Genomic DNA, 20,496 nt, shown 5'->3' with positions numbered 1-20,496 from the left:
ACCTGGGCACAACCTATGCGAAAACCAAGCTAGATTGTGCCATCCCCAAACGGCCTAATCCCACTCTTCGATGATCTTAACGCCGTGTTTTTCAGCTGCCGCAATAAAACCTGCGCTCAGGTTGTTAAGGTCAGTGGTGGTGATCAATTTAAGATTGGGAAGCAGGCTTAAGTCTTCAGCCGCGATATCCTTCACCGCTAATATGCTGTCGCCGCATCCGGGATCCCAATAAGGATTGATATTGTAATAGACCTCAGCCCCACCGGATAAACCATCGTCCTGATAGAGCTCGGTTACCTTTGCCAGTTCCGTATCGGCGATATCCAGCGCCTGATAAAAATCTATCACCTGTGGTATCTCCCCGGCATCATTGCGCTCAATTTCGCCGCCACAATACTCTGCGGCAAACTCCGCCAATGAAAACTTGGGCGAAAGCGAGTCTTGTTTATACATAAGTTCTTCAATAACCAGCAACTTCAACCCGAAATCTTTAAAGCTATTCACCGCAGTTGACGCGGGGGCAAACTTTTTCGGACCTTTGGCAAAGCGATTGGCCTCGAGCAGTAGCTCAGACAGCTGTCTGGCCTTGTCATTGATGGCAGCATATTGCCCGGCAACGCGGCAAGCAAAATCATAAAACTTCCGGGACACGGCCAACTTACGAGCGGCCTCCTGGCGGTTGAGGCTAATAAACTCCGGATAATGATACTCAATATACTCGGCCTGTTGCTTATAATATTTTTTGTCCGACTTGTTCTTGAACAACTTGGCAAGCCTATGATTCGATTCAATTAACTCTGCCTGGCTGCGCATTTCCAAATCAAGAGGCTCAATGAGCAAACGTTCAATAAGATAGCCGAGTTCAGATGCATCCCAGCTCTCTTTGAAGGAGATAACTTTCTCAAAGACTTTCAAAGAGTGCTTATACAAAAAGCCTTTGTATTCACCGGCCGCCAGCATATCTCTGGCAATATCGGCTATTGCAGGACAACGCCGATAGATGTCACGATTGAGCATACAGGCATATATCACCCTCGCATAAAGGCTCTCGGCTTGCGGATGACAGGAGATACACCCCAGCGCCAGGGAACAATCAAGGTTAGGGTACAACTCCAGCATTTTTACCACAGTCGGAGCTATCGAGGCGCGGGTCTGTGGGTCAGCATAGCCATGATAGAAATAAAGCTGGCACAGGGTTACGGCCAGCTCTACCGAGCTGAAGTTAGATTTGGGATCAGCAATAAGCTCACACTCCCCTCGGTCCAGAAGAGTATTGGTAACGGCGATAATCTCAGGGGATTTGGCAGAGATGATACTTGAAGCAATGGATATTTTTGATGAACACAGGGCAACGGCAACCTTGGCACACAATTCGGCTTCAGCTTGATTGCTCCAATCAGTCGTTTTCAATAAAAAAACAAACTTATCCAGGCAAGGCCTTACATTGTTCCCCGACCAGATTTTTCTGGCTCTATCCAGAGCAGACTTGTTACGGAACTTGGCCTCGGCCACTAACTTGAAACCTTCCTCTATTGCTTCCATGCGCACCACACTACCTCCCATACTCGTGTGAAAAAGACGAAATAACGGCACAGATGCCTGCATCGGCAAGCTCTGTCACCGCGAGATGTTACCGGAAACCTTGTCAGTGTGGAAATCGAGTAAACAACGGGCTACCTCAAATATTTTCCCTAACAAACTTTGCCAAAAAGCCTGCCAATGGAATAATCTCCGGCGACCATTTCGTTGACAAGCTCAATCCAGGCAGACTCGGCGAAATAACGCTCAGGACAGGCCTCAAGGCCGCCATGACAGGGAAATATATGCAAGGTATTGCACAGTGGCAAAGCGCCCAACCCACCGACGAAGTACAACGCTATCTCAATCGACTCGACGACTATGACGCTCCTTATATGCTGATTATCCAGCTGAATACTGAGGTGGCCGCGTCAATCGAGATACTCAATACACTCATTACTGAATTTGAGCTCGACGCCGAATGTGTCGAAAAGCTCAGCGATTCAATGCTTTTCTTAGCGCTTGAGTATTTATCCGGCGACGATGAAGCCGGGCAGATACAGGCATTTGCCCGGGAGTTTCAGACCCGGCTCACAGCCCTTGGCATACTCAGCCACGGCGCCATAGTGCACCACAACTGTCTGGGCCAAGCAGAGCAGAGCTTTCGCGACTGTTTGTCACTGGTCAAACGAATCATTGACGATGCAGCACAACAAAGCGAGCTGGCCATCATGGATTTCGGTGATAACAGCCCCAGGTTCATAAAGTAAAAACGACTCCAAATGGCGTTAATGCTAGGGGCAATCTCTCACACTTGCTGTCCCTTTTGTCCGGTTTATCAATGGACTTAGACCCTTTAGTGTAATCACGCCCGCAAGGCGGTGATGCAGTTACAACATCAAGAGACTAATCAATGGAACATTTCACGGAAGACAGCCGCAGCTTAGGCGGTGCGCTCAAGGACCACATTCTCAACCTGGATCTGGTGGCTATCAGCCAAATTGTCAGCACAGACAATGTCGATCACAGCCTGGTTCAGGACGGACTTCGCCAATGCAGGCCACTGGACTTTGTGCTGGAACAGGCCGATCCCAAGTTTGACAGAGTCGTCCAGCACCTATTAAAACTGGGCGCCGGTATTCGTCACTTGTTGGATAAAGAGCGTAAACCCAATCATCTGCTGCAACGAGCGCTGCGCTCGGCAGAGATGGTGCAGATGCTCAGCGAGCAAGAGGTTAATCTCAATATCCTGTGGCAGGGTGAATTTAACCTCTTGTCATTGGCCGCCTGCCGCGGTGACTATCGTATGGTCAAGGCGGTGTTGGAACAGCAACTGGCGCTTTTGGATGATGAATGTTTCTTCTGGCACTGCTTCAGTCGTAACCCGGCGCTGGAGCAACAAACTGTGCAGTTACTGCTGTCTCACGGCATTGAATATCAAGGCAGTGAAGAGCGCGAATATTGTGATTCACTGCTGTTTCAGCTGTTCAACTCTCCCATGCCAGAACTGAAAATACTCTCCATTTTCAATATGTTAAATGAACAGCAATACGACTGTGACTTAGAGCGACGTTACTCTGGTAACACCTTGCTGGCGATGACGATAAAGAATGGTCAACGCCTATTGTTGACTCGCCTGGTAGAACTGGGAGCGGATATCAGCCACCATCAGCCGGAAGTGGCGCGCATGCTGCTGAACAAGGAGAAGCTGCAGTCCCGTCTGGTACTGGATGACAGCCTGGATCTGTTTTCTGCCGATGCCGCCGAGGTTGAGCGTTATCTGACAACCCAAGCAGATTTCACTGGCAAGTCGGTTATCGGCCCTATCCTGTGTCACACCAACCTGTCATCCAGCCAACGCTGCCGATTTGCCGAGTTGGCCATTGCCAAGGGCGCCGATGTCAACCAGGCATTCGCTTTCACTACGGCCGGTGGCACCGAACTCTTCTGCACGCCTCTTTATGCCTTGTGTTCCATGGAGCAGGACAGACTGGATGAAGTCGCCCTGTTGCTGCGCCACGGCGCCGTGGATCCCGTTGAGAATCGCAGTGCCCTATTTCTGACTATCAGCCAGGCCAGGCTCGAACTGCTCAAGGTATTGTTGCAAGGTGGCATCAACCCCAACTTTGCTCTGCGCGGCGAGCCGGTGAATGAAAACTGCCGTATGGATGATGAAATGTGGGTAAGCCATTTCTATCCAAGCCATCTCAGGGTTAAGCCCAACCCGGCGCAAAAGCGTGCCATGTTCAGCATGCTGCAGGAGGCAGGGCTCAGCAGCCTGCTGCAGACAGATTCCGCATGGACCGCTCTGGATATCGCCTTGCTTCGCAGAGATCATGAGTTTGTGCAGCAGATGCTGGGCGAAGGTTTCCAGCCGCCCTTGAGCCCAAATACCCTTAACTGGGCGTTCGAATACTGCAGTGACCTGGCCACGCTGGAAACCTTAATTGCCTTGAGTGATACCCAGGTTGAAGTCACAGAGGAGATGGTCTCAGGTTATTTCCACTGTTTCGCCAACAAACCCGAGGAAACCTCTCAGGATCGCGAAGCCATTTTTGAACTCTTGCTGCGTCTGGGATTGGATCTGAAACGGCAATATGACGGAGGTTCACTGCTGGAGCTGGCGATACGCACCCGCAACGAGCCTGTAATACGGCGCCTGTTGCAGCTGAGACAACAATTCCAGATCCCGGCCGATGCAGTCGCCTGGGCGATACACTCACTGCAAAGTCCACAACTTGTGGGCGATATCGTTGCCCTGTTCCCGGATTTTGAACTGGCCGATGTGCATCAGAGCTTCTCCGGCAACCACAAAGCCCCGGCAACGGCAATTACCCTGGCACTGCATAAGAAACGCTGGTCTTTGGCGCAATATCTGTTGCAACGTTTCCCGACTATGCGCGCCTGGACCGAGGTACGTTGGCTGACCGAAGATGTACTGTGGGAGCTGGAAGAGGACGGCCTGGAACTGTTCCGGCTCCTGATAGAGCGCGAACAGGATCTGGATCGCCTCTGTTTGGATGGCAATGATGCCTGTCGTTGGAGCCTGTTGTATTTCCTCTGTTTCCGCTACGCCAAGCTCAAACAACACAAACAACTCTATCTCAGTGCGGTGGAAATTCTGCTGGAGGCGGGAGCCGCTGTGGATCAGCCCTACTCCCTGGATGTGGAGCGCACGCCAACCAAGCCGGATATCACCCATATTTTCTCCTGCATCCTCTACGATGCGGAAAACGACTTTGAATACTGCCGCCCCATGTTTGATCTGCTGATCGACTATGGTGTCGACCCGACAGTGCCCGTGGGACAGTTCCGCGAATCCGGGGTGATGAGCACGGTTCAGAGATATCATTCTATTATCAACGAAGAAACCAGTCTCAAGTTTGTCCGCTATCTGTGGCAAAGAACCGGATTCAACATCCATGAAGTCAACAATCTGGGCAATAACCTGATCTTTGCCGCCGCCATGCCAGGACGCTCGGAACTGCTGCGCTGGTTTGCCGAGCACGGTGCTGACATTCATCATGTCGGCGGCTTCGATCATTCCAATGCCATGCATAAATGTTTGTCCAACTATTCGGACATCAATCCAATCGATCGCGCCAAGACTGTGGCGGCCCTGTTGGATCTCGGAATGGACATAGAGGTACTGGATCCGGATCCCGACTCCAGGGCAACGCCGCTGATGACGGCCTGCACCTTTGGTATTCAATCCTGTATCGACCTTTTGTTGAGCCGCGGGGCCAATATCAATGCCGTCTCGCCTTTGGGCGACACCCCACTGCTGGCGGCGATCACCAGCCAGTACTGTTACGATGCCCACTCTTCTGTCGAAGCCAGCAAGAAGGGGCTGGTCACTCAACTGGTGCAACAGGGAGCCAAGATCAATCAACTGACGCCCGGGCGTAGCCATCCCTTGCTCGAGGCCGCCTTCGCCGATCGCCCCGGGATCTTCGAGTGTTTGCTGGAACTGGGGGCCGATCCCTGGATGCTGGATCCGAATCTCAAGTCAGAATCCTCGGGCAGCATAGGCTTTGTCAAACCGCAAACCCCGGATGCCGATGGCATGAATCCATTGGGCTTTCTGTTGATGCATGGTGAAAAGGCCAGACAATATCTACAAATAATTGCCCGTTACTATGGTGATGACGTCATAGTCTCGGCGATTGCAGACCTTGAAGCCATGCGGCCACCGGTTTGCCCGGCGCAGGCAGCGGCCAAACTGGCAAAGCTTCAGCAGCCAAAACCACAGCCATCCCAAACACCTCAGGCGCCGGGCGCCGAAATTGACCCGAGTCTTACCTTTAAAGATAACGAAACCCGGCTCAAATTCCGTCGCATCATCCGCCAATCGGTTACCTTGCAGGGTATCAGCGTTAGTCTGGATCTGGCATTTGAGGAAACCCGCGCCCTGGGCGCGGCCATAGAGGCCCAGTGCCCTGGTGCCAATATGAATAACCCCGTCAACTGGCAACGCTTTATCTGTGCCGTGTTCAATCAAAGAGCACCTGAGCTGGCGCAAGCGCTGCAGGCCAAGGATGATGAAGGTCTATGTGTCTTCGAGGTAGAGCCCGCCAAGGTATCAAGCCTGACTCAGATGCAGGCCTTGGGGCAGTTGTTCCGGGAACTGTTTGCCACCCCGAGAGCTGTGCTCGGCGCCCTCGAGGAAGTACAGCATGAGATTGAATGGCAAGCCGCCAGCGCCGCAACTTCAGCCGAGGACAAGACAACAGAAGATTCTGCACAAGCCCCTGATGAGGCCGTACCATTGGATCTTCGCGATCTGTACCAGATCATGGCCAACTTCGGTTTTGTCAACGTGATCTTCAAGCTAGACTCGACCACTATGAAACAGCTGGCCGCCAGCGTGCAAAGCCTGCTGCCACTGGAGATGAACGCCGAAGACTGGAGCAGGATCATCCAGGCCATCTGCCAAAGCCAATTTGGCGAACAAACAGATCTCATCTCCTTTGAGGCCATAGGCAACTACTTCCGGGTGGTGCTTGAGGATGAACCCGGGGTCAAACATGAGCTGGTGAAAAACTTCCGTCAACTGCTGCGGCAACTGTTCCACACAGAGCAGAGCTTCATGCAACAGGTAATGGCCGTGCGCCAGCACCTAACGACCGAGGCCTGATTTGAAGGCCATCAACTGGCTGCTGTATACCCTGCTGATATTGCTTAGCCTGCCGGTAGTTGCACGCTACTACTTGCCGACCAAACTGGCAGGGCTCAAGGCAGCCTGGATTTGTCGGCGCCATTTCGGCGCCGACCTCAGAGTGAGTAACTGCCGCCCCTTTTCTGTCGGCGGCGAGTTGGTGCCCCGTAAGGGGCGCTACAATCTGGAGCTCTACAGCCAAACTCTGGGTGAATACCTGAATCTGTACCAGCTTAAATGCGAAGAGATATCGGTTGAGCGCTTGTCGCAGGCGCTGGCAAAACAGCGGCAGCAGGCCCAAGCCGAGCGGGCGAGGCTCAAAGAGCTGTCCGATCTGCTCGGCGGTCCCCTGTGGCTGTTTCGTCATCTTCGCGCCAACGAGCTCCACCAGCAGCAACTCTTGCTGGTGATGCCACCGGAAGACAGCGAGACCCTGACGCCTTGGCTGCAACGCTTGACCCGTCTACTGCTGGATAACCCAGATTGTAGCGCTTATTTGATACCCAAGGAGCGGCAAGCCAACTTAGCAAGCGAGTTGGCGCCGACCTTGCTGCCTGAGCGGCTCGGGGACAATGTCCGCCTCAAATTGGGCCTCAAGGAGCGCAAATTAAATTCGGCTCTGGCGCCATATCAACTGTTTGAGGCGCGGGCTTGCCTCAAAATCTATCGACCAAGGAAGTTTGGCAAGCTGCAGCCGGAAACACAGGGAATAGTGCCCCAAGCGCTGTCTTTGGACAGCGAGCTTCTGAGCCGGGCCTTTCCCTCACTGGTCTTCAGGCCACTGTCGCAAAGCCGCCAAGAAAATTGAATTTAACCATCAATAACTTACACCAACCAAGAGGGATCTATGCCTACAACCTTTATATCCAGTCATAGACTGGGCAATGAAGCTTGCCCCGAAGATTTGGCCTTCCTGCTTAAACATTGCCGAGACTGGTTTGAAAGCGAGCTGTTCGTCCGCTTTCCTGAAGATGAAGATTGGGCGCCGTGGGAGGATACCAGTTACCTGAATGAAGATGACTGGGCCGACCCCGAAGTAGCTGCCAACGTTAAAGCCATTGGTGATACCTGCAAGCACATCGCCTTTGTGGCCGAACTGCCCTATGGTGAGTACCTGGGTTACTGGCGCGGTGAAGCCAAGCGCCTGATAGCCGAGAGCCCGCTGGTCAAATACAGCAATGACGGCTGCTTCAGCCTCTGGGGCACGAGTATGCTGCAGGCATTGCATTTCGACATGGAAGAAGCACTCTTGGATAAACTGCGGGAAATCGCCGAGCGAGCAGGATGGCAACTGAGCCAAGCCCACTTGAGCGACTACTGCGAGAGCGAAGCGCCGGACAGCCCGGATGAGTTCCATCAGGCCAGATATCAATTCCATCGGCAGCATCCCTGAGCAGGGAAATGACTTTTAGTTCTGCCTGGAACCCAAAAAGAATCGAAAAAACAAGGACAGCCCTGAGCTGTAGTGTCTCAGCCCTGAGCTGTCCTTGTTGTTATTTCAAGCGGTTAGAGGCTTATGTCTTTAGCTTATCGACACTTGAAGCAATAGTCAGCCAAGCAAGATCCCCGGCTTTCCATCCAAGGAACGGGCAATGGCACGGCGCTCCTCTGCTTCAGTGAAATCTTTGCTCAGAATGCTGTCCACATAGAACCACTCGCTGACCACCTCTTCGCTACTGAAGGTCAGCGTCATATAACCCCGGTTCAACAGGTTGGCGTATTTAAGGTCATCCACCAGCCCTACAACGGCCGCCTCTGTCGCCGGGATCTGCTCTGGTGGCAGGTTGAGGTAGTACTCAAGCCCAGGAGAAGAAACCGAGCTGGTGGCAAACTCAACCCCAACCATGTTGCCATCTTTGTCCTTGAGATCATTGGCCCAGGCATTGTGAGTATCACCGGCAATCACCACCAGGTTTTTACCCGAGGCCCGGGCAGTGGCCAGCACGACTTCACGCTCATAGGCATAGCCATCCCAGGCATCCAGGTTGTAGGGGATCGATGGCAGTTGCAACAGTGCCAGCACTTCCGGCGTCAGTTTGGCCTGGTTGGCAGCCAGATAGGTCAGCTCCGCTTGGGTCAGAGTCGGATCGCCAGCCTGAGCACGAGCCGCCAGCTGGGCCAATGCCGCCAACTCGGCAAACTGCGGAATAGACAGCTGCTGAGTGGCTATCGCCGCCGGCAACATCATCCGCCCCATCAGTATCTGCTGTCCCAAAAGCTGCCACTTGGCGCTGGATTGCAACAGTTTTCCCTGCAACCACAGCAGTTGGGTTTGGCCGAGAAGCGTACGCTGAGTATCGGTCACGTCAGCGAGAAACTGCTTATCGTTGAAAGCGCCGGTAGCCGGATCCAGATAGTTGCCATAGTCCAACTGTTTGTCACGGGCCAACACCCGGGTATCAAGCATATGCAGATCCAGCAGATCGCCGAAGCTGAAACTGCGGTAGATCTCTTCATGATTGCCCTCGCGCCATGGGCGGATAGGCAACCATTCGAAGTAGGCCTGCAATGCCGCCTGTTTACGGGCGTCGAAGTCCCCTTCCCCTTGGTTATGGTTTTCGGCGCCATCCTTCCAGGTGTCGTTGGCCACTTCGTGATCGTCCCAGACGGTAATAAACGGCAGCTTGGCGTGCAGCTTCTGCAAACTGGCATCGCCGCGATACTGGCCATAGCGGCTACGGTAATCGCTCAAGGACAGCAGCTCTCCCGCCGGCAACACCTCACGGCCCAGCTCGGCGGCATGTTCACTGGCATAACCACCACGGCCATATTCATAGATATAGTCGCCCAAGTGCAGCATGGCGTCGAGATCGTCCCGCTGCGCCGCCAATTCATAGACATTGAAGTAACCGGCCGGGAAATTGGCGCAGGACATCACCGCCAGTTTGACCGAATCGACCGCGCCCTCGGGCAGGGTCTTGGTCATACCGACTGTGGATGTCTTGTCACCCATCATAAAACGATAGAAGTAGCGGCTGCCGCTCTCCAGCCCCATGGCATCGACTTTAACCGTGTAGTCACGCTCGGCATTGGTGACCATTTCACCTGTGGTCACCAAGTCGCTGAAGGCACCATCACGGGACACCTGCCAGGATACTCTGACATCCCCCGCCGTTTGCGGTGTTACCCGGGTCCAGATAATCACGGCATCCTGAGTGGGATCACCGCTGGCGACACCATGAAGAAAATCGGCGGCGACAGTATTGTCATCATTATCACTGGAGCAGCCCATCAGGCCATATGAAAGTACCGCGGCGCCAACACCTTTGGCTGAGAGGGCAAGAAAGTCACGACGGGAGAAGTTGCGGGTCATTGTTATTATTCCTTTAAAAACGCTTCATCATGCTGGTATGAGGTCGGATGTCCAGATTGTGAAGTCAAACTATTGCACAATTGTGACAAACAGGTAAATACCTATTGGTATTCAAACGAATTCAGTCAGTTAAACAAAATGGCGTCCGCTTTAAGTCCCTTAACTTGCAGATACTGATAACAGGGGGCAAAATGCCTTACAGGACAGTGAATTACCCCATAGAGGGGCCAGATAAAGGAACAAGACAATGAAAGTCAAAGACATCATGAGTACCCAAGTGGTGTGTATCAGTGACGGCGCCAGCGTCAAGGACGCCCACCAACTGATGCATTCCCGCGGCGTGCGCCATCTGCCGGTGATATCAGAAACCAGCGGCACTCTGGTAGGAATACTCACCCATAAGAAGATGATTGCCACAGTAGTCAATCTGCTGACCCGCTACGGTCAGGGAGCACTGGAACGAAAGGAACGCGGTACCCTGATAGCCGATCTGATTGAAACCGACTTTGAACCACTCATGGCCGATGCGCCGCTGACTCAAGTGGTGGATTATTTTATCGCCAACAAACATGGCTGTCTGCCGGTTGTGGACGAGCACAACAAGGTGCAGGGCATAGTCACCTCTTCTGACTTCGTCAAACTGTGCCGGGAATTGCTCAAGGCCTGAACCCATCAAAAAAGCGTGCTTAGAGCACGCTTTTTTGGACAGAGCTTTTGCTTTTGGCGCAAGCTGAACCTATTGAATGAACCGGATCTTAGAGCTTAATTCTTAGTCCTTAGGCCTCTGGCTCTATCTTATTGATACTGCCCTTATAGCCGGTTTCATCCACCGCCTTTATCAGCGCATCCATATCAAAGCCTTCAGGCACTATCACTCTGGCCTGCTGGGTCTTGAGCGAGGACTTGGCCTTAATCACGCCCTCTGTCTTGCGCAGCGCCTTGTTGATTACCGTGACACACAAAGGGCAGGTCATGCCTTTAACATCCAGGGTGACCACCAGATTGCCCGCCCAGGCAAACGGCGTGCACAGCAGCAGTAAAACCAGTAACAAGCTTCTCATTCAAACACCTCTAACAGCCAAGGTAATACAAAAGGGTAAAGCTGAAACGCCAAGACCACAGGCACCGCAAGCCAATAAAGCAGTAACATACTGGTACGGCTCATGGTCGCGGTGCACAGAGGCTTTTTGGAAAAATACAAACGCCAAAAGCCCAGCAGGATCAACAGAGTCGACAGCGCCAGCATGGGCACTTGCAGCCAGCTCAGCTGTTCAATGCCCGACAGCGAGGCCGCCGATACCCCAAACACCAGATAGATCAGCGGCCCAATACAGCACAGACTGGAGGCGACAGCGGCAACAACGGCTGCTGCCAGTGTCGCCAAAAACCCCTTAGAGCTGTTCTGTTGACTGGAAATCATAGGCGAAAACTTTAGGATCATAGTAATTCACAGGGTCACCATCCACTTCGGCATAAGGATAGCCAAAGTTGTTCAGTGGCGTCTGTTCGGCCATGGGCGCCAGATCAAAGTCACGACCGAAGTTGAAACCAACCCAGTTCATCTCCCAGTTACCGAACAGATAGTCGTTGACCGCCTGCACATCGGGATCCTGGTGTTGCTTGTTCTCGGTCAAACGCATCTTGGTCACATCCGCAGGGTCGGCCGGCAACCAACCGTAACCCGCCAGATAGAACATGGCGCGGCAGTGCTGACCACCACTGACCTTGGCCAGGCCATTGGCATCACTGCTGCCGAAGGCTTTCTTGGAGTATTTGCCCATCTTAATAGCCTGTCCGACCCGGATCCCGAACATCTCCCGGGCAGGTATGCCAGCGGCGCGAGCCAAGGCCACAAATACCGAGTTGATATCAGTACACTTACCCCCCAGTTTGCCGCTCTCGAGAATAGTGGCCACATCACCCGTGCCGCAGCCGATAACGTCGTTGTCGCGGAACATATTGGCGCTGACCCAGTTGTAGATGAGGCGGGCTTTTTCCAGCGGATCGGTTTCCTTGCCAACAATCTTGTCTGCCGTCTGCTTCACTATGCCATCAATGGGCATATGCTTGGTGGGCAGCAGATAGTGCTCCACATCCACCGGGTACTGGATGGTTTCGGGGGCGCGATAATGTTCGAGTTCACCGTTTTTCAGCGGTTCCCAGTCGAGGGTTTCCAGCTCCATCACCAACTGCAGTTCCATCTTGCCTTTGGCATCAGGCCAGGTGGCAAACAGTGTCTTGGCGCCATAGCTGTTAGCGGCAGTGATATAGGCATCCTGGAAATTGCCTTTGAAGTTCAGCTTACGAACTTGCTGAAACTGAGTGTCTTCCACCAGCGGGATCCACAACTTGACCACGCCCTCTGAGCCCTCGGGTGCGATCAGTTGGTAATCTTGAGTCAGGGTGAAGTGTCTGCGGCCATCGGCGGAATAATGCTCAACGGCCTTGGTCTTCGATGCGGCCGCCATCACAGGGCTGGTGATACCGGCTGTCGACAAAATAGCCGCCGTTTTTAAAAAATCGCGTCTCTGCATTATTCTATTCCTTACGCATGAACAACAAATAAGATACAAAAGTGCCCCGTCAATCGGACGAGGCATTATAGGTGTCGCCCCTTGGCACCGCAACAAAGTCGCAGCTCACAGTCCTGAACTGGCCGAGTCATGGAAGGGGGGGAATCGAGAGAATAGTTAACAAGTTTTCGAGACAAAACAACCATATTGGTCATTTTGTCTCGTTTGAAGTTTTACAAATGTAAAGTTGCGACTGCTGATGGGAAAAACGGTGTTTGCTCACATTATCGCCAGCCTGGTCTATCTCAACCCCACTTCCACATCGCGGATAATGAAGTTCCCCGAATAAAGCGGATGAGGCTCACCCAAAGGTTCCAGGGCAAAGAAGCGTTTGTGCTCTTCACTGAGCCCCTCAAAACCGCCTATCACCTGATAGAGCCAGCTTTCCGGATCCCAGGACAGCTGTTGCTGCTGCAGATATTCCAGCGCCGAAGTGTTGCGGCCCGAGTCAATGACGGCGCAGAAGTACTCATCCACCGCCTCTTTGAGCGGGTTATCCGGCATATCAAAGTCTTCCTGAGGACTAACCGCAACCGGCACATCGTGCTCCTGCAACCTCTTGGGCAGATGGTCACGACTGATAGCCTTGATACGAGCTACCATCTCCATCAGTTGCAGTTCCTGACCGCTGTTGTTCACATCCACAGATGCCGGTGCCAGCAAGGCCTCGGCATGATTGAACAGCACGGGCACCTGCTTGTGCGCCACATGGTCGGCCACCTGATAGTCGGGGTGCAAATCTGTATACAGCAACCAGCCTTTAAGCAAACGGGTACGACCGCGGATCTGCCTGAAGCGTCCCAGCAATTCCAGCAGACGCCCCTGCACCACGCTCAGCTCCTGGGTGCAATCACTGAGAGTGTCCTGCAGCATGGTCACCAGCAGGCGGCGCAGCTCACGGATATCACCGGCAATTTCGCCAAGCTCGGTAAACTCAAACAGCTCCAGGCCGTTAAGCAGTTCCGATACCTGGCTCTGGGCCAGCTCGTTTTCACGGATCTTGGCGTTAATTGAACCTACATAACCGAACTCGTTATTGATCCGGCCCCAGAGCACACGAATGGAGTAACGCAGGCTCTCGGTGAAGCTGAATACGTGTTCGGTCAAGTCCGCCAGATAGGCTTCGGCGGCGCTGTAATCCACACTGGCGCGCGCCTCACGGTAGTGATTGGCCAAGGTCTTGATGGTGGCCAGAGCCGAACCGACGTTGGCGTTGATCTGGCGGTTACGCTCATCCTTGAGGCCCTCTTCCAGCAGGGCCCTGACATTACGCGACAACCTGAGCGGTTCGTCCGGCTCGGGACGCCAGAGAATGCCGTTGTCGGTAAGCTTCTTCAGCAGCGCGGGTTCCTGCTGGGTCTCATCCAAGCTACCGGAAAGATAGGCGTCCATCACCAGTTCGGCGTTACGCCCAAGCAGCCTCAGCAGCTTGACCCCGGCCTGATGCAGGTTGCTGCTCATATCAGATCCCTCTGGGTGGCGGTTTCAGCCTGAGCCTCCAGACTGAGGCCCTCGGTTTCATCGATAAAACGGATCACTTCGTAGAGGTAATCCAGCTTGCCGGTGGCGATATAGATCTGTTTTTCCGGATTCGGCCGCACCAGATAACCCAGCTCCTGCAAGCGCTTGAAAACCAGTTTGATCTGGCCATCGACACTGCTTGAGCTGGAGCCGAACAAGCGATACTGGCTTAGCTTGGCCAGTTGCTCGCGAAACGCCGGCGTATCCTCAATGCGGCTCTGTAATTCGGTAAGCCGCACCGCCGCGCCTTCAGTCAGGGGGGCATCCTGGCCGCTGGCTTCCTGCACCAATACCAGCCATTCCACCATGGGGATCAACGCCTGGCAGATATCGCGAAACTGCGCCGAAATCACTTTGCGCTCGTCCTCCCCCAACTGCAGATAACCGCAGAAAAAGACTTCACCCTCGGCGGCCTGGGCCACAGTGCGGTTGATTTGGTTGAGATAGGCCTCGACTCTGTCACGGGTGGCCGGGCTCTTGAGTGAGCGCCAGCCTTCCTCATCCGTGGTGCGGCAGATAAATTCCCCCTTGAGCAGGCGCTCAATCAGGGCGCCGGAGCCGACGATAGTGCTTTGCAGTTCGCTCATTACACCGCCTCCTTGGCCAAGCGCTCAGAGAGCTTTTGCGCTATGGGATCGACCTTGGGTTTAACCACCTGCAGTCGCTTGGTCTGCTTGTTGATGATGTAGCGGTTGGCAAACAAATTCAGTACCTCGGACTCAGGGTTGGGGAAAGCACCCAACACGCTGATATTGTTGTTTTCACAGGCATCGAAGATCTTCTTCACGTTAGCGTGGTGCAAGGTGCCCAGCTCATCAATCGGCCAGTGCACAGTGACATCCGCCTTGCCCCGCAGCAAACGGGTAAAGGCCAGCAAGAACTTACAGAGGATCAGATAAGCCATACCATGACTGGATGACTCGTTGAGCTGACGGTCGGTGCGGATCACCAGATCCGAGTTGCCCTCCTTGAGGCGCAGCTCAATCTCCAGCAGCTTGGCGATGCCGCCAGTCAGGGCCGAGCGGCCTATAATATCCAGTGCCCGGCGCATGCTGTTGGTATAGTGCTCATCCGGCAGGCCGGTGAAGCCTTCGGCCTTCCAGGCGCGGAACGCCTTGACGAACAGCTCCAGCTCAGGCCAGAACTCCAGTTCGCTGATCCGCGAGCGGATCCTGACCGCAGATTCGGAGACGCCTTCAAGGAACAGCTCCTCCCCGACTTCGCGGGTAATACGGGCACTTTGGGAGGCAATACGGCGGTCGATATCGGCCAAGACATCGTAAAAGGCAGTCAGGTCGACACCGAAGATCCGGCCCTGTTCACGCAGCGCGGTAATCGACTGCGGCACCATCACATTGAGCAGTTGGGCCAGATGCGGCACCAACTTGCGGTAATCCAGCAGGCGAATGCCCTTGTCATTGACTGAGCTGGACTCCTCACGGGCCTTTTCCCAGAACTCGGATAGGCTGGAGCCTGACTTGCTGGCAATCACCTGATCGAAATGATCCACATACTGCCTGACCGAACCCAGCAGATGCTCGCGTTTAAGCAACAGCTCCTCGCCCTGACGCAGACGTTCACCCAGGCTGCCCTGAGGCTCTTCATCGTTACGCGGCAATTTCAGCTCGGCCAGCTTACGCAGCAAGGCGCGCAACTTGGTGAGGTTTTCCGAGGCCTCTACCTGCGCGGCATCGGACTGGCGCCTTTGTAGCTCCAGTTGCTGGCGGGCATGTTTGACTTCGTTGGCCTTGGTTTTCAATTGCTGATCCAACTCGGAAGCGGCGCGCTTGACTTCGCCCAGGTCGGTCACCAGCTTGGGTTTACGCACCAGCCAGGTATGCTGATACCAGTCGTCATAGCGCAGCACTTCACTGCGGCGCTGCTCGGCAGCGGCAATGGCACCTTCCAGCTCACGGATCTCCCGCTTGAGGGCGAGAATTTTGTCTTCATCCACCCCGCGGGATTTAAGCTCGTTCTTGTACCACTGCTCGCAGGCTTTTTGCTCCTCTTTGGCACGACTGCGACGCTGATTGATGCTCTCCTTGAGCTGCTCCAGGTGCTGCTCCAGCGCGCCGACCACTTCCTGCCAGTAGGCATTCTTTTCCATTCTGGCATCCAGTGCCTGCTCTTTGAGTTCCTCCAGCCATTCCAGGTGCTGGTTGCGCAGCTGTTTCATCTCCTGATCCAGCAGCGTCAGGCGTTTACCGGCCTGCGCCTTACGCTCAGCCAACGCCTTGTTAATCTGCTCCTGCACCGTGCGGCGCTCCTCGAACAGACGCCGCAAATCGTCACGCAGATTCTTGTATGCCGTGCGGGCAAAGGTCAGCTCACGGCTCAGTTTATCCAGCGCTTCGTTGGCCTGCACCAGGCGCTCTTCCGCTTCTTCCTGCAGCCCATAGGCGTTTTGCAGCGCATCTTCGGCCTTGGCCAGCTTTGCCCTCAGCTCAGGCTCTGAACTGGCGTATTCGGGGATTTCCAGCGCCTTGAGATCCAATGAGATCCCAAAAAGGCTGTCGCTTTCGGCGCCAACATTGGGGTGCAAGTCGGTGCGGTGCAGCAAGTCGGGATGTACCACCTTACCCAGGTGCTGCTCCCAACCCGGCACTTCTTTTCGCAGGAACTCCAGTAAGGTATGGGACTGGGGGAACAGCATGTGTTTGAGATCGTCCAGATCGCCCTGGCGCTCCGTGACTCTGAGCGCGGCAATTCTGAGTGATTCGCTGGCCTGATCCCTGAGTGAGCGCTGCTTGCGCTCTTCGCTCATCAGCCGCTCCACCTTGGCGTTGGCGGCCTCCTGCTCGGCATCGGCACGGTCGATACGCTCGTCGAACACCACCAGGCTGAGTTTCTCCTCCTCGGTATAAGTCACGCTGTCGACCTGCAGCTTGAGCTCGGCCGCATTGAGCTTGAGCTGGTACTCCTGCTCCTGGAATTTGGCCTTGCCGTTTTCCTGCTGCTCACGGAATTCGGCATCGAGGCGCGCCAAGTCTTCCCGGGCCACTTCACGCTGCTTGTCGCGGGCCTCGCGTTGCTTATCCAACTCTTGTTGCAGCTTTTCCAGCTCCTTGTTGAGCTGTTCGCCAATCTTGCTGCGACGGGCGTTATAGGCGGCTTCTATGTCCTGGTGCTTCTCTGTCTGCAGCTTGTGCCTTTCGCTGAGGTTCTCAAGATCGCTACGCCACAGCGGCAACTGTTCCAGATTGGCCTTGGCCTGTTCGATATCGGCATCGAGAAACGCCGCATGCTGGTTTTCGATGGCGTCGAGTTCATACTCCAGCTTAGCGACATCGCCCTTGGCGGCAGACAGCTCCTGGTTAAGCTCGTCGCGTTGCTCTTTCCACTCATCGTCCAATGCCTTGAGACGGAAGTTCAGCTCCCGCGACAGGGTCTGATTTTGCTCCTGACGCTGGGCCTCCAGCACTTCGTCATTGCGATAACCCTTGGCCAGGCTGCCAAGACGCAGTTCGGCCGACAGCAGTTCGTTGAACTCCTGCTCCAGCTTGTCAAATTCGGGACGGATCTGCTCGAACCCGGCGATCAGCTGACTCTCGCGGATCCAGGCCTCGACTCGTTGTGGATTGAGCCTTGATGCCGGCGGGTTAACGCCATCCTCTTCCAAAATGGCGGCGATCATCGACTTGACCGTTTCCATTTTGCCTTCTTTGGAATGCACCGCCTTGGCCAGTTTTTCGATATGGCGCAGTGAATGATCGGCCTCGCACAGAGAGAACAAACGGGCATAGCTGCGCAGCTCGGTGCGGCTGGTGCCCGTGTTGAGCAAGGTGCGGTCATTCTGGATGATGGCGCGAAACTCTCGGGTATTCAAAAGCTTGGTATGGTTCACTCCGGCGCGTTTCATCTCGCGGCCCAGTTCGGCCATGGTATGGCATAAAATAGTGTCGCCGTTTTGGGACTTGATATAGTCTTCCAGTTCAAATCCCTTGGCGATAAAGCGATAGTTGACCCCCTTGCCATCGCCGGCCGAGGCTAGCACCGCCTGATACAGCAAGCCATCACTCTTTTGGTATTCGTAAATGATATAGCTGGATTCTCTTGGCAGATACCAGCGCTCGAAGCTGTCACGGGTCGAAGGCACGACCCGGCTGGGGTATTCACCATAAAACACAGGCACCAGACGCTGCAACGTGGTCTTGCCCGAGGCGTTGGTACCACAGATATTGGTATGACCATCGAGCTTCAGCTCCACCACGCCCGGCAGATGGGTGTCGATCAGCACTATTCGAATCAAGCTTGGCATATAAATCCTTATGCAGACAGCAAGCCCCAAGCGGCCAGAGGCCCCGGCACTCGCGGCAACAGGCGGGCAAACCGCCTCAATACAGCAAAACCCTTAAATTAATGGAAAGACCCACCCTTGGCAATTGAAGGGCCGGTAAAGAAAGCGGGATCCGCTGCGGGTTTCAAAGAATATTATTCAGGTTTGAACAGGCCTATCACTTCACCGGTCGCCTTGTCACTGACCTTGTCATCGGTCTGCTGCTCGCGGTAATCACACTCGACACACTCGACCGTTTCTATGCCGTTCTCCTTGAACAGCACTATGCTGTCCTGAGCCTGACATTTGGGGCATTTGGCACCGGCCACAAAGCGTTTCTTGATCCTGTTCATCTTCTGAGTCTAGTTGATAAGCAATGGCGCTATTTTGCCATATCTGTAGCCGCTGTGGCGCATTTTAAACAGCATTACGGCAATGTTTGCGCCAAGGTGCTGGAAAAGCGGGGGGATCCCTGTGCCGGATGATGACGTTAGCAAAACAGGCCTGCTGGTATTCGAAAGCCAAAGTTATAATGAAAATATCTGGCTATCGGGTACAATCGCCTGCTGTAGCGCGGATAGGGAAATCAATAATGGATCTTATTATCAAGCATGACTGGAATATTAGCGAAGTAGAAGCTCTGGCTTTACAAAAAGAGCTTGCAGCCAAAGTCGTAAAGACAGATCAGTTTAATGAAATCAAACTGATCGCTGGTGTTGACGTTGCCTATAAAAAAGATAACGACAACTTAGTAGCTGCTGTTGTTGTTCTCGATGCCAATAGTTTAGAGATTGTTGAAACAGCAACCGCAGAAGACAAGGTTCAATTTCCATATATTCCAGGACTGTTTTCCTTCCGAGAACTACCACCATTAATTCAAGCATTCGCAAAACTTCAGCACTCACCGGATTTGGTCGTGTGTGACGGACAAGGTTATGCACATCCCCGTCGTTTTGGCTTGGCTTGTCATCTTGGCGTTATTTTTGATATCCCCACCATTGGCTGTGGTAAAACAAGATTACTCGGCGAACATCAAGATCCAAGTCCAATAAGAGGGGCTATTGCACCTCTAATGGATCACAATGAAGTAATTGGTAATGTGTTGAGAACTCAGACCAGGATCAATCCTATCTACGTTTCAATTGGTCACCGTATTTCATTATCAACTGCTTGTGATTGGATTCTGAAGCTTTCACCTAAATATCGTTTACCAGAAACGACTAGGCAAGCAGATCAACTTGTGAACTCTACTATCAAGCAGCTAAGCTAATACCTCCTCTCGATTGAACTCGACATAACAATCTGGCTTATTAGATTTAAATAACCTTACGTCATCCAAGTTTATAACATTAGAGTTTACAAACAGCTTATTAATATTTCTATATTTTTGAAGTAAGCGTAAGCTTTCTTTGGTTACTGCTGTTTGGAAGATGCTAATATTCTCCACCTGCTCAAGCCCACCTGAAGCTATCAATTTTTCAAATAACTTATCTGTAACTGAATTTCCAGAAACAGACAAAAACTGTGCTGCTTTCAAGTTTTCGATAAAACTTTCATTTTTATAAACCGGAATCGCTAACTTATCTAATACTAACTCTAATTGATTAAAGTAATCTCCTTCGATTCCCAAAACAGTCAAACTTCCATCTTCATTAAATTCCAAATTAAAAGAAAAAGAGTTTCTAACTGTAACCTCACATTTCTTTAACCTTTCATTTTTATAGACCTGATAAATTTGAGAGAAACCATCCTCAACAAGCTCTATTGATGCTAAACGCCCCGTCTCATAATAGACAACTTGTGAATCACTCCATCCTCTTACATACAGTAATTCCGCAGTGCAAAAGACGCCGTCAAACTCAAGTGCAATACCGCTAAATCGTTCTCCATTTAAACACAGAAATGACTCATAATCGTCTTCATCTTCAGGTTCCAGGAGATCTATATCAATAATTCTACAATTAGATTCTGGGAAATATTTTGGAGAATAATTCCCCACTTCAACCCCTTCCGAGATCTCTATCGCACTTACCAACTCACCTTTAATCATAGTAAACGCAATCCCAGAAAAAAGGTCACCTTTATAAAAAAACGTTCCTTTTTCTTCTGTTAACTCACTTTTTTTTAACCTAAGCAT

16 protein-coding genes are annotated in these 20,496 nt (G+C 52.9%); 6 read left to right on the top strand and 10 right to left on the bottom strand.

Annotated elements, in window-relative coordinates; genetic code table 11:
• Positions 1 to 54: 54 nt before the first annotated feature.
• Positions 55 to 1,542 carry a DUF6892 domain-containing protein gene (locus K5621_RS03655; protein ID WP_221050447.1) on the bottom strand — a complete coding sequence of 496 codons (1,488 nt, stop codon included), beginning with the start codon at positions 1,540 to 1,542 and terminating at the stop codon, positions 55 to 57.
• Positions 1,543 to 1,823: 281 nt separating this feature from the next.
• Here K5621_RS03655 and K5621_RS03650 point away from each other — a divergent pair, with 281 nt between their 5' ends.
• From K5621_RS03650 to K5621_RS03635, 4 genes are all read left to right on the top strand, one after another.
• The gene (locus tag K5621_RS03650) at positions 1,824 to 2,288 is read left to right on the top strand and encodes a hypothetical protein (protein ID WP_221050446.1); all 465 of its coding nucleotides are present in this window, start codon (positions 1,824 to 1,826) and stop codon (positions 2,286 to 2,288) included.
• 143 nt (positions 2,289 to 2,431) lie between these two features.
• Entirely contained in the window at positions 2,432 to 6,655 is a 4,224-nt protein-coding gene (locus K5621_RS03645) for an ankyrin repeat domain-containing protein (RefSeq protein WP_221050445.1), read from the top strand.
• Between the two features lies 1 nt (position 6,656).
• A complete protein-coding gene (locus K5621_RS03640) occupies positions 6,657 to 7,484 on the top strand; it encodes a hypothetical protein (protein WP_221050444.1) in 828 nt (275 codons plus the stop codon).
• Positions 7,485 to 7,523: 39 nt separating this feature from the next.
• Complete coding sequence (locus K5621_RS03635) at positions 7,524 to 8,069, top strand: hypothetical protein (protein ID WP_221050443.1); 546 nt, start codon at positions 7,524 to 7,526, stop codon at positions 8,067 to 8,069.
• A 156-nt stretch (positions 8,070 to 8,225) separates the two neighbouring features.
• On the opposite strand, the gene K5621_RS03630 is transcribed toward K5621_RS03635, so the two are convergent.
• Positions 8,226 to 9,989, bottom strand: coding sequence for an alkaline phosphatase D family protein (locus K5621_RS03630; RefSeq protein WP_221050442.1), 1,764 nt, complete (start codon positions 9,987 to 9,989; stop codon positions 8,226 to 8,228).
• A 247-nt stretch (positions 9,990 to 10,236) separates the two neighbouring features.
• On the opposite strand from K5621_RS03630, the gene K5621_RS03625 reads away from it, so the two are divergent.
• Positions 10,237 to 10,656, top strand: coding sequence for a CBS domain-containing protein (locus K5621_RS03625; RefSeq protein WP_100142461.1), 420 nt, complete (start codon positions 10,237 to 10,239; stop codon positions 10,654 to 10,656).
• Between the two features lie 109 nt (positions 10,657 to 10,765).
• Here the strand turns inward: K5621_RS03625 and K5621_RS03620 are convergent, their stop codons facing one another.
• From K5621_RS03620 to K5621_RS03590, 7 genes are all read right to left on the bottom strand, one after another.
• On the bottom strand, positions 10,766 to 11,050 hold the full coding sequence (locus tag K5621_RS03620; RefSeq protein WP_025011288.1) for a heavy-metal-associated domain-containing protein: 285 nt from the start codon (positions 11,048 to 11,050) through the stop codon (positions 10,766 to 10,768).
• Complete coding sequence (locus K5621_RS03615) at positions 11,047 to 11,364, bottom strand: hypothetical protein (RefSeq protein ID WP_221051111.1); 318 nt, start codon at positions 11,362 to 11,364, stop codon at positions 11,047 to 11,049. The genes K5621_RS03620 and K5621_RS03615 overlap by 4 nt, the downstream gene beginning before the upstream one ends.
• Positions 11,365 to 11,380: 16 nt before the next feature.
• Positions 11,381 to 12,523: a transglutaminase family protein gene (locus K5621_RS03610; RefSeq protein ID WP_221050441.1), complete on the bottom strand. Its 1,143-nt coding sequence runs from the start codon at positions 12,521 to 12,523 to the stop codon at positions 11,381 to 11,383.
• A 279-nt stretch (positions 12,524 to 12,802) separates the two neighbouring features.
• A complete protein-coding gene (locus tag K5621_RS03605; protein WP_039034949.1) occupies positions 12,803 to 14,023 on the bottom strand; it encodes a hypothetical protein in 1,221 nt (406 codons plus the stop codon).
• The gene (locus tag K5621_RS03600) at positions 14,020 to 14,670 is read right to left on the bottom strand and encodes a hypothetical protein (protein ID WP_025011291.1); all 651 of its coding nucleotides are present in this window, start codon (positions 14,668 to 14,670) and stop codon (positions 14,020 to 14,022) included. The genes K5621_RS03605 and K5621_RS03600 overlap by 4 nt, the downstream gene beginning before the upstream one ends.
• Complete coding sequence (locus K5621_RS03595) at positions 14,670 to 18,341, bottom strand: ATP-binding protein (RefSeq protein WP_221050440.1); 3,672 nt, start codon at positions 18,339 to 18,341, stop codon at positions 14,670 to 14,672. The genes K5621_RS03600 and K5621_RS03595 overlap by 1 nt, the downstream gene beginning before the upstream one ends.
• A 173-nt stretch (positions 18,342 to 18,514) precedes the next feature.
• Positions 18,515 to 18,712: a YheV family putative zinc ribbon protein gene (locus K5621_RS03590; RefSeq protein WP_039034984.1), complete on the bottom strand. Its 198-nt coding sequence runs from the start codon at positions 18,710 to 18,712 to the stop codon at positions 18,515 to 18,517.
• 239 nt (positions 18,713 to 18,951) lie between these two features.
• Between K5621_RS03590 and nfi the strand changes: the two genes are divergently transcribed.
• Positions 18,952 to 19,629 carry a deoxyribonuclease V gene (gene nfi, locus K5621_RS03585; protein ID WP_054743509.1) on the top strand — a complete coding sequence of 226 codons (678 nt, stop codon included), beginning with the start codon at positions 18,952 to 18,954 and terminating at the stop codon, positions 19,627 to 19,629.
• On the opposite strand, the gene K5621_RS03580 is transcribed toward nfi, so the two are convergent.
• Positions 19,621 to 20,496, bottom strand: coding sequence for a hypothetical protein (locus K5621_RS03580; protein ID WP_221050439.1), 876 nt, complete (start codon positions 20,494 to 20,496; stop codon positions 19,621 to 19,623). The genes nfi and K5621_RS03580 overlap by 9 nt on opposite strands.

It is taken from the genome of Shewanella carassii (assembly GCF_019670705.1).
Lineage (GTDB): Bacteria > Pseudomonadota > Gammaproteobacteria > Enterobacterales > Shewanellaceae > Shewanella > Shewanella carassii.
This window is presented reverse-complemented; position numbering and strand designations above follow the sequence as displayed.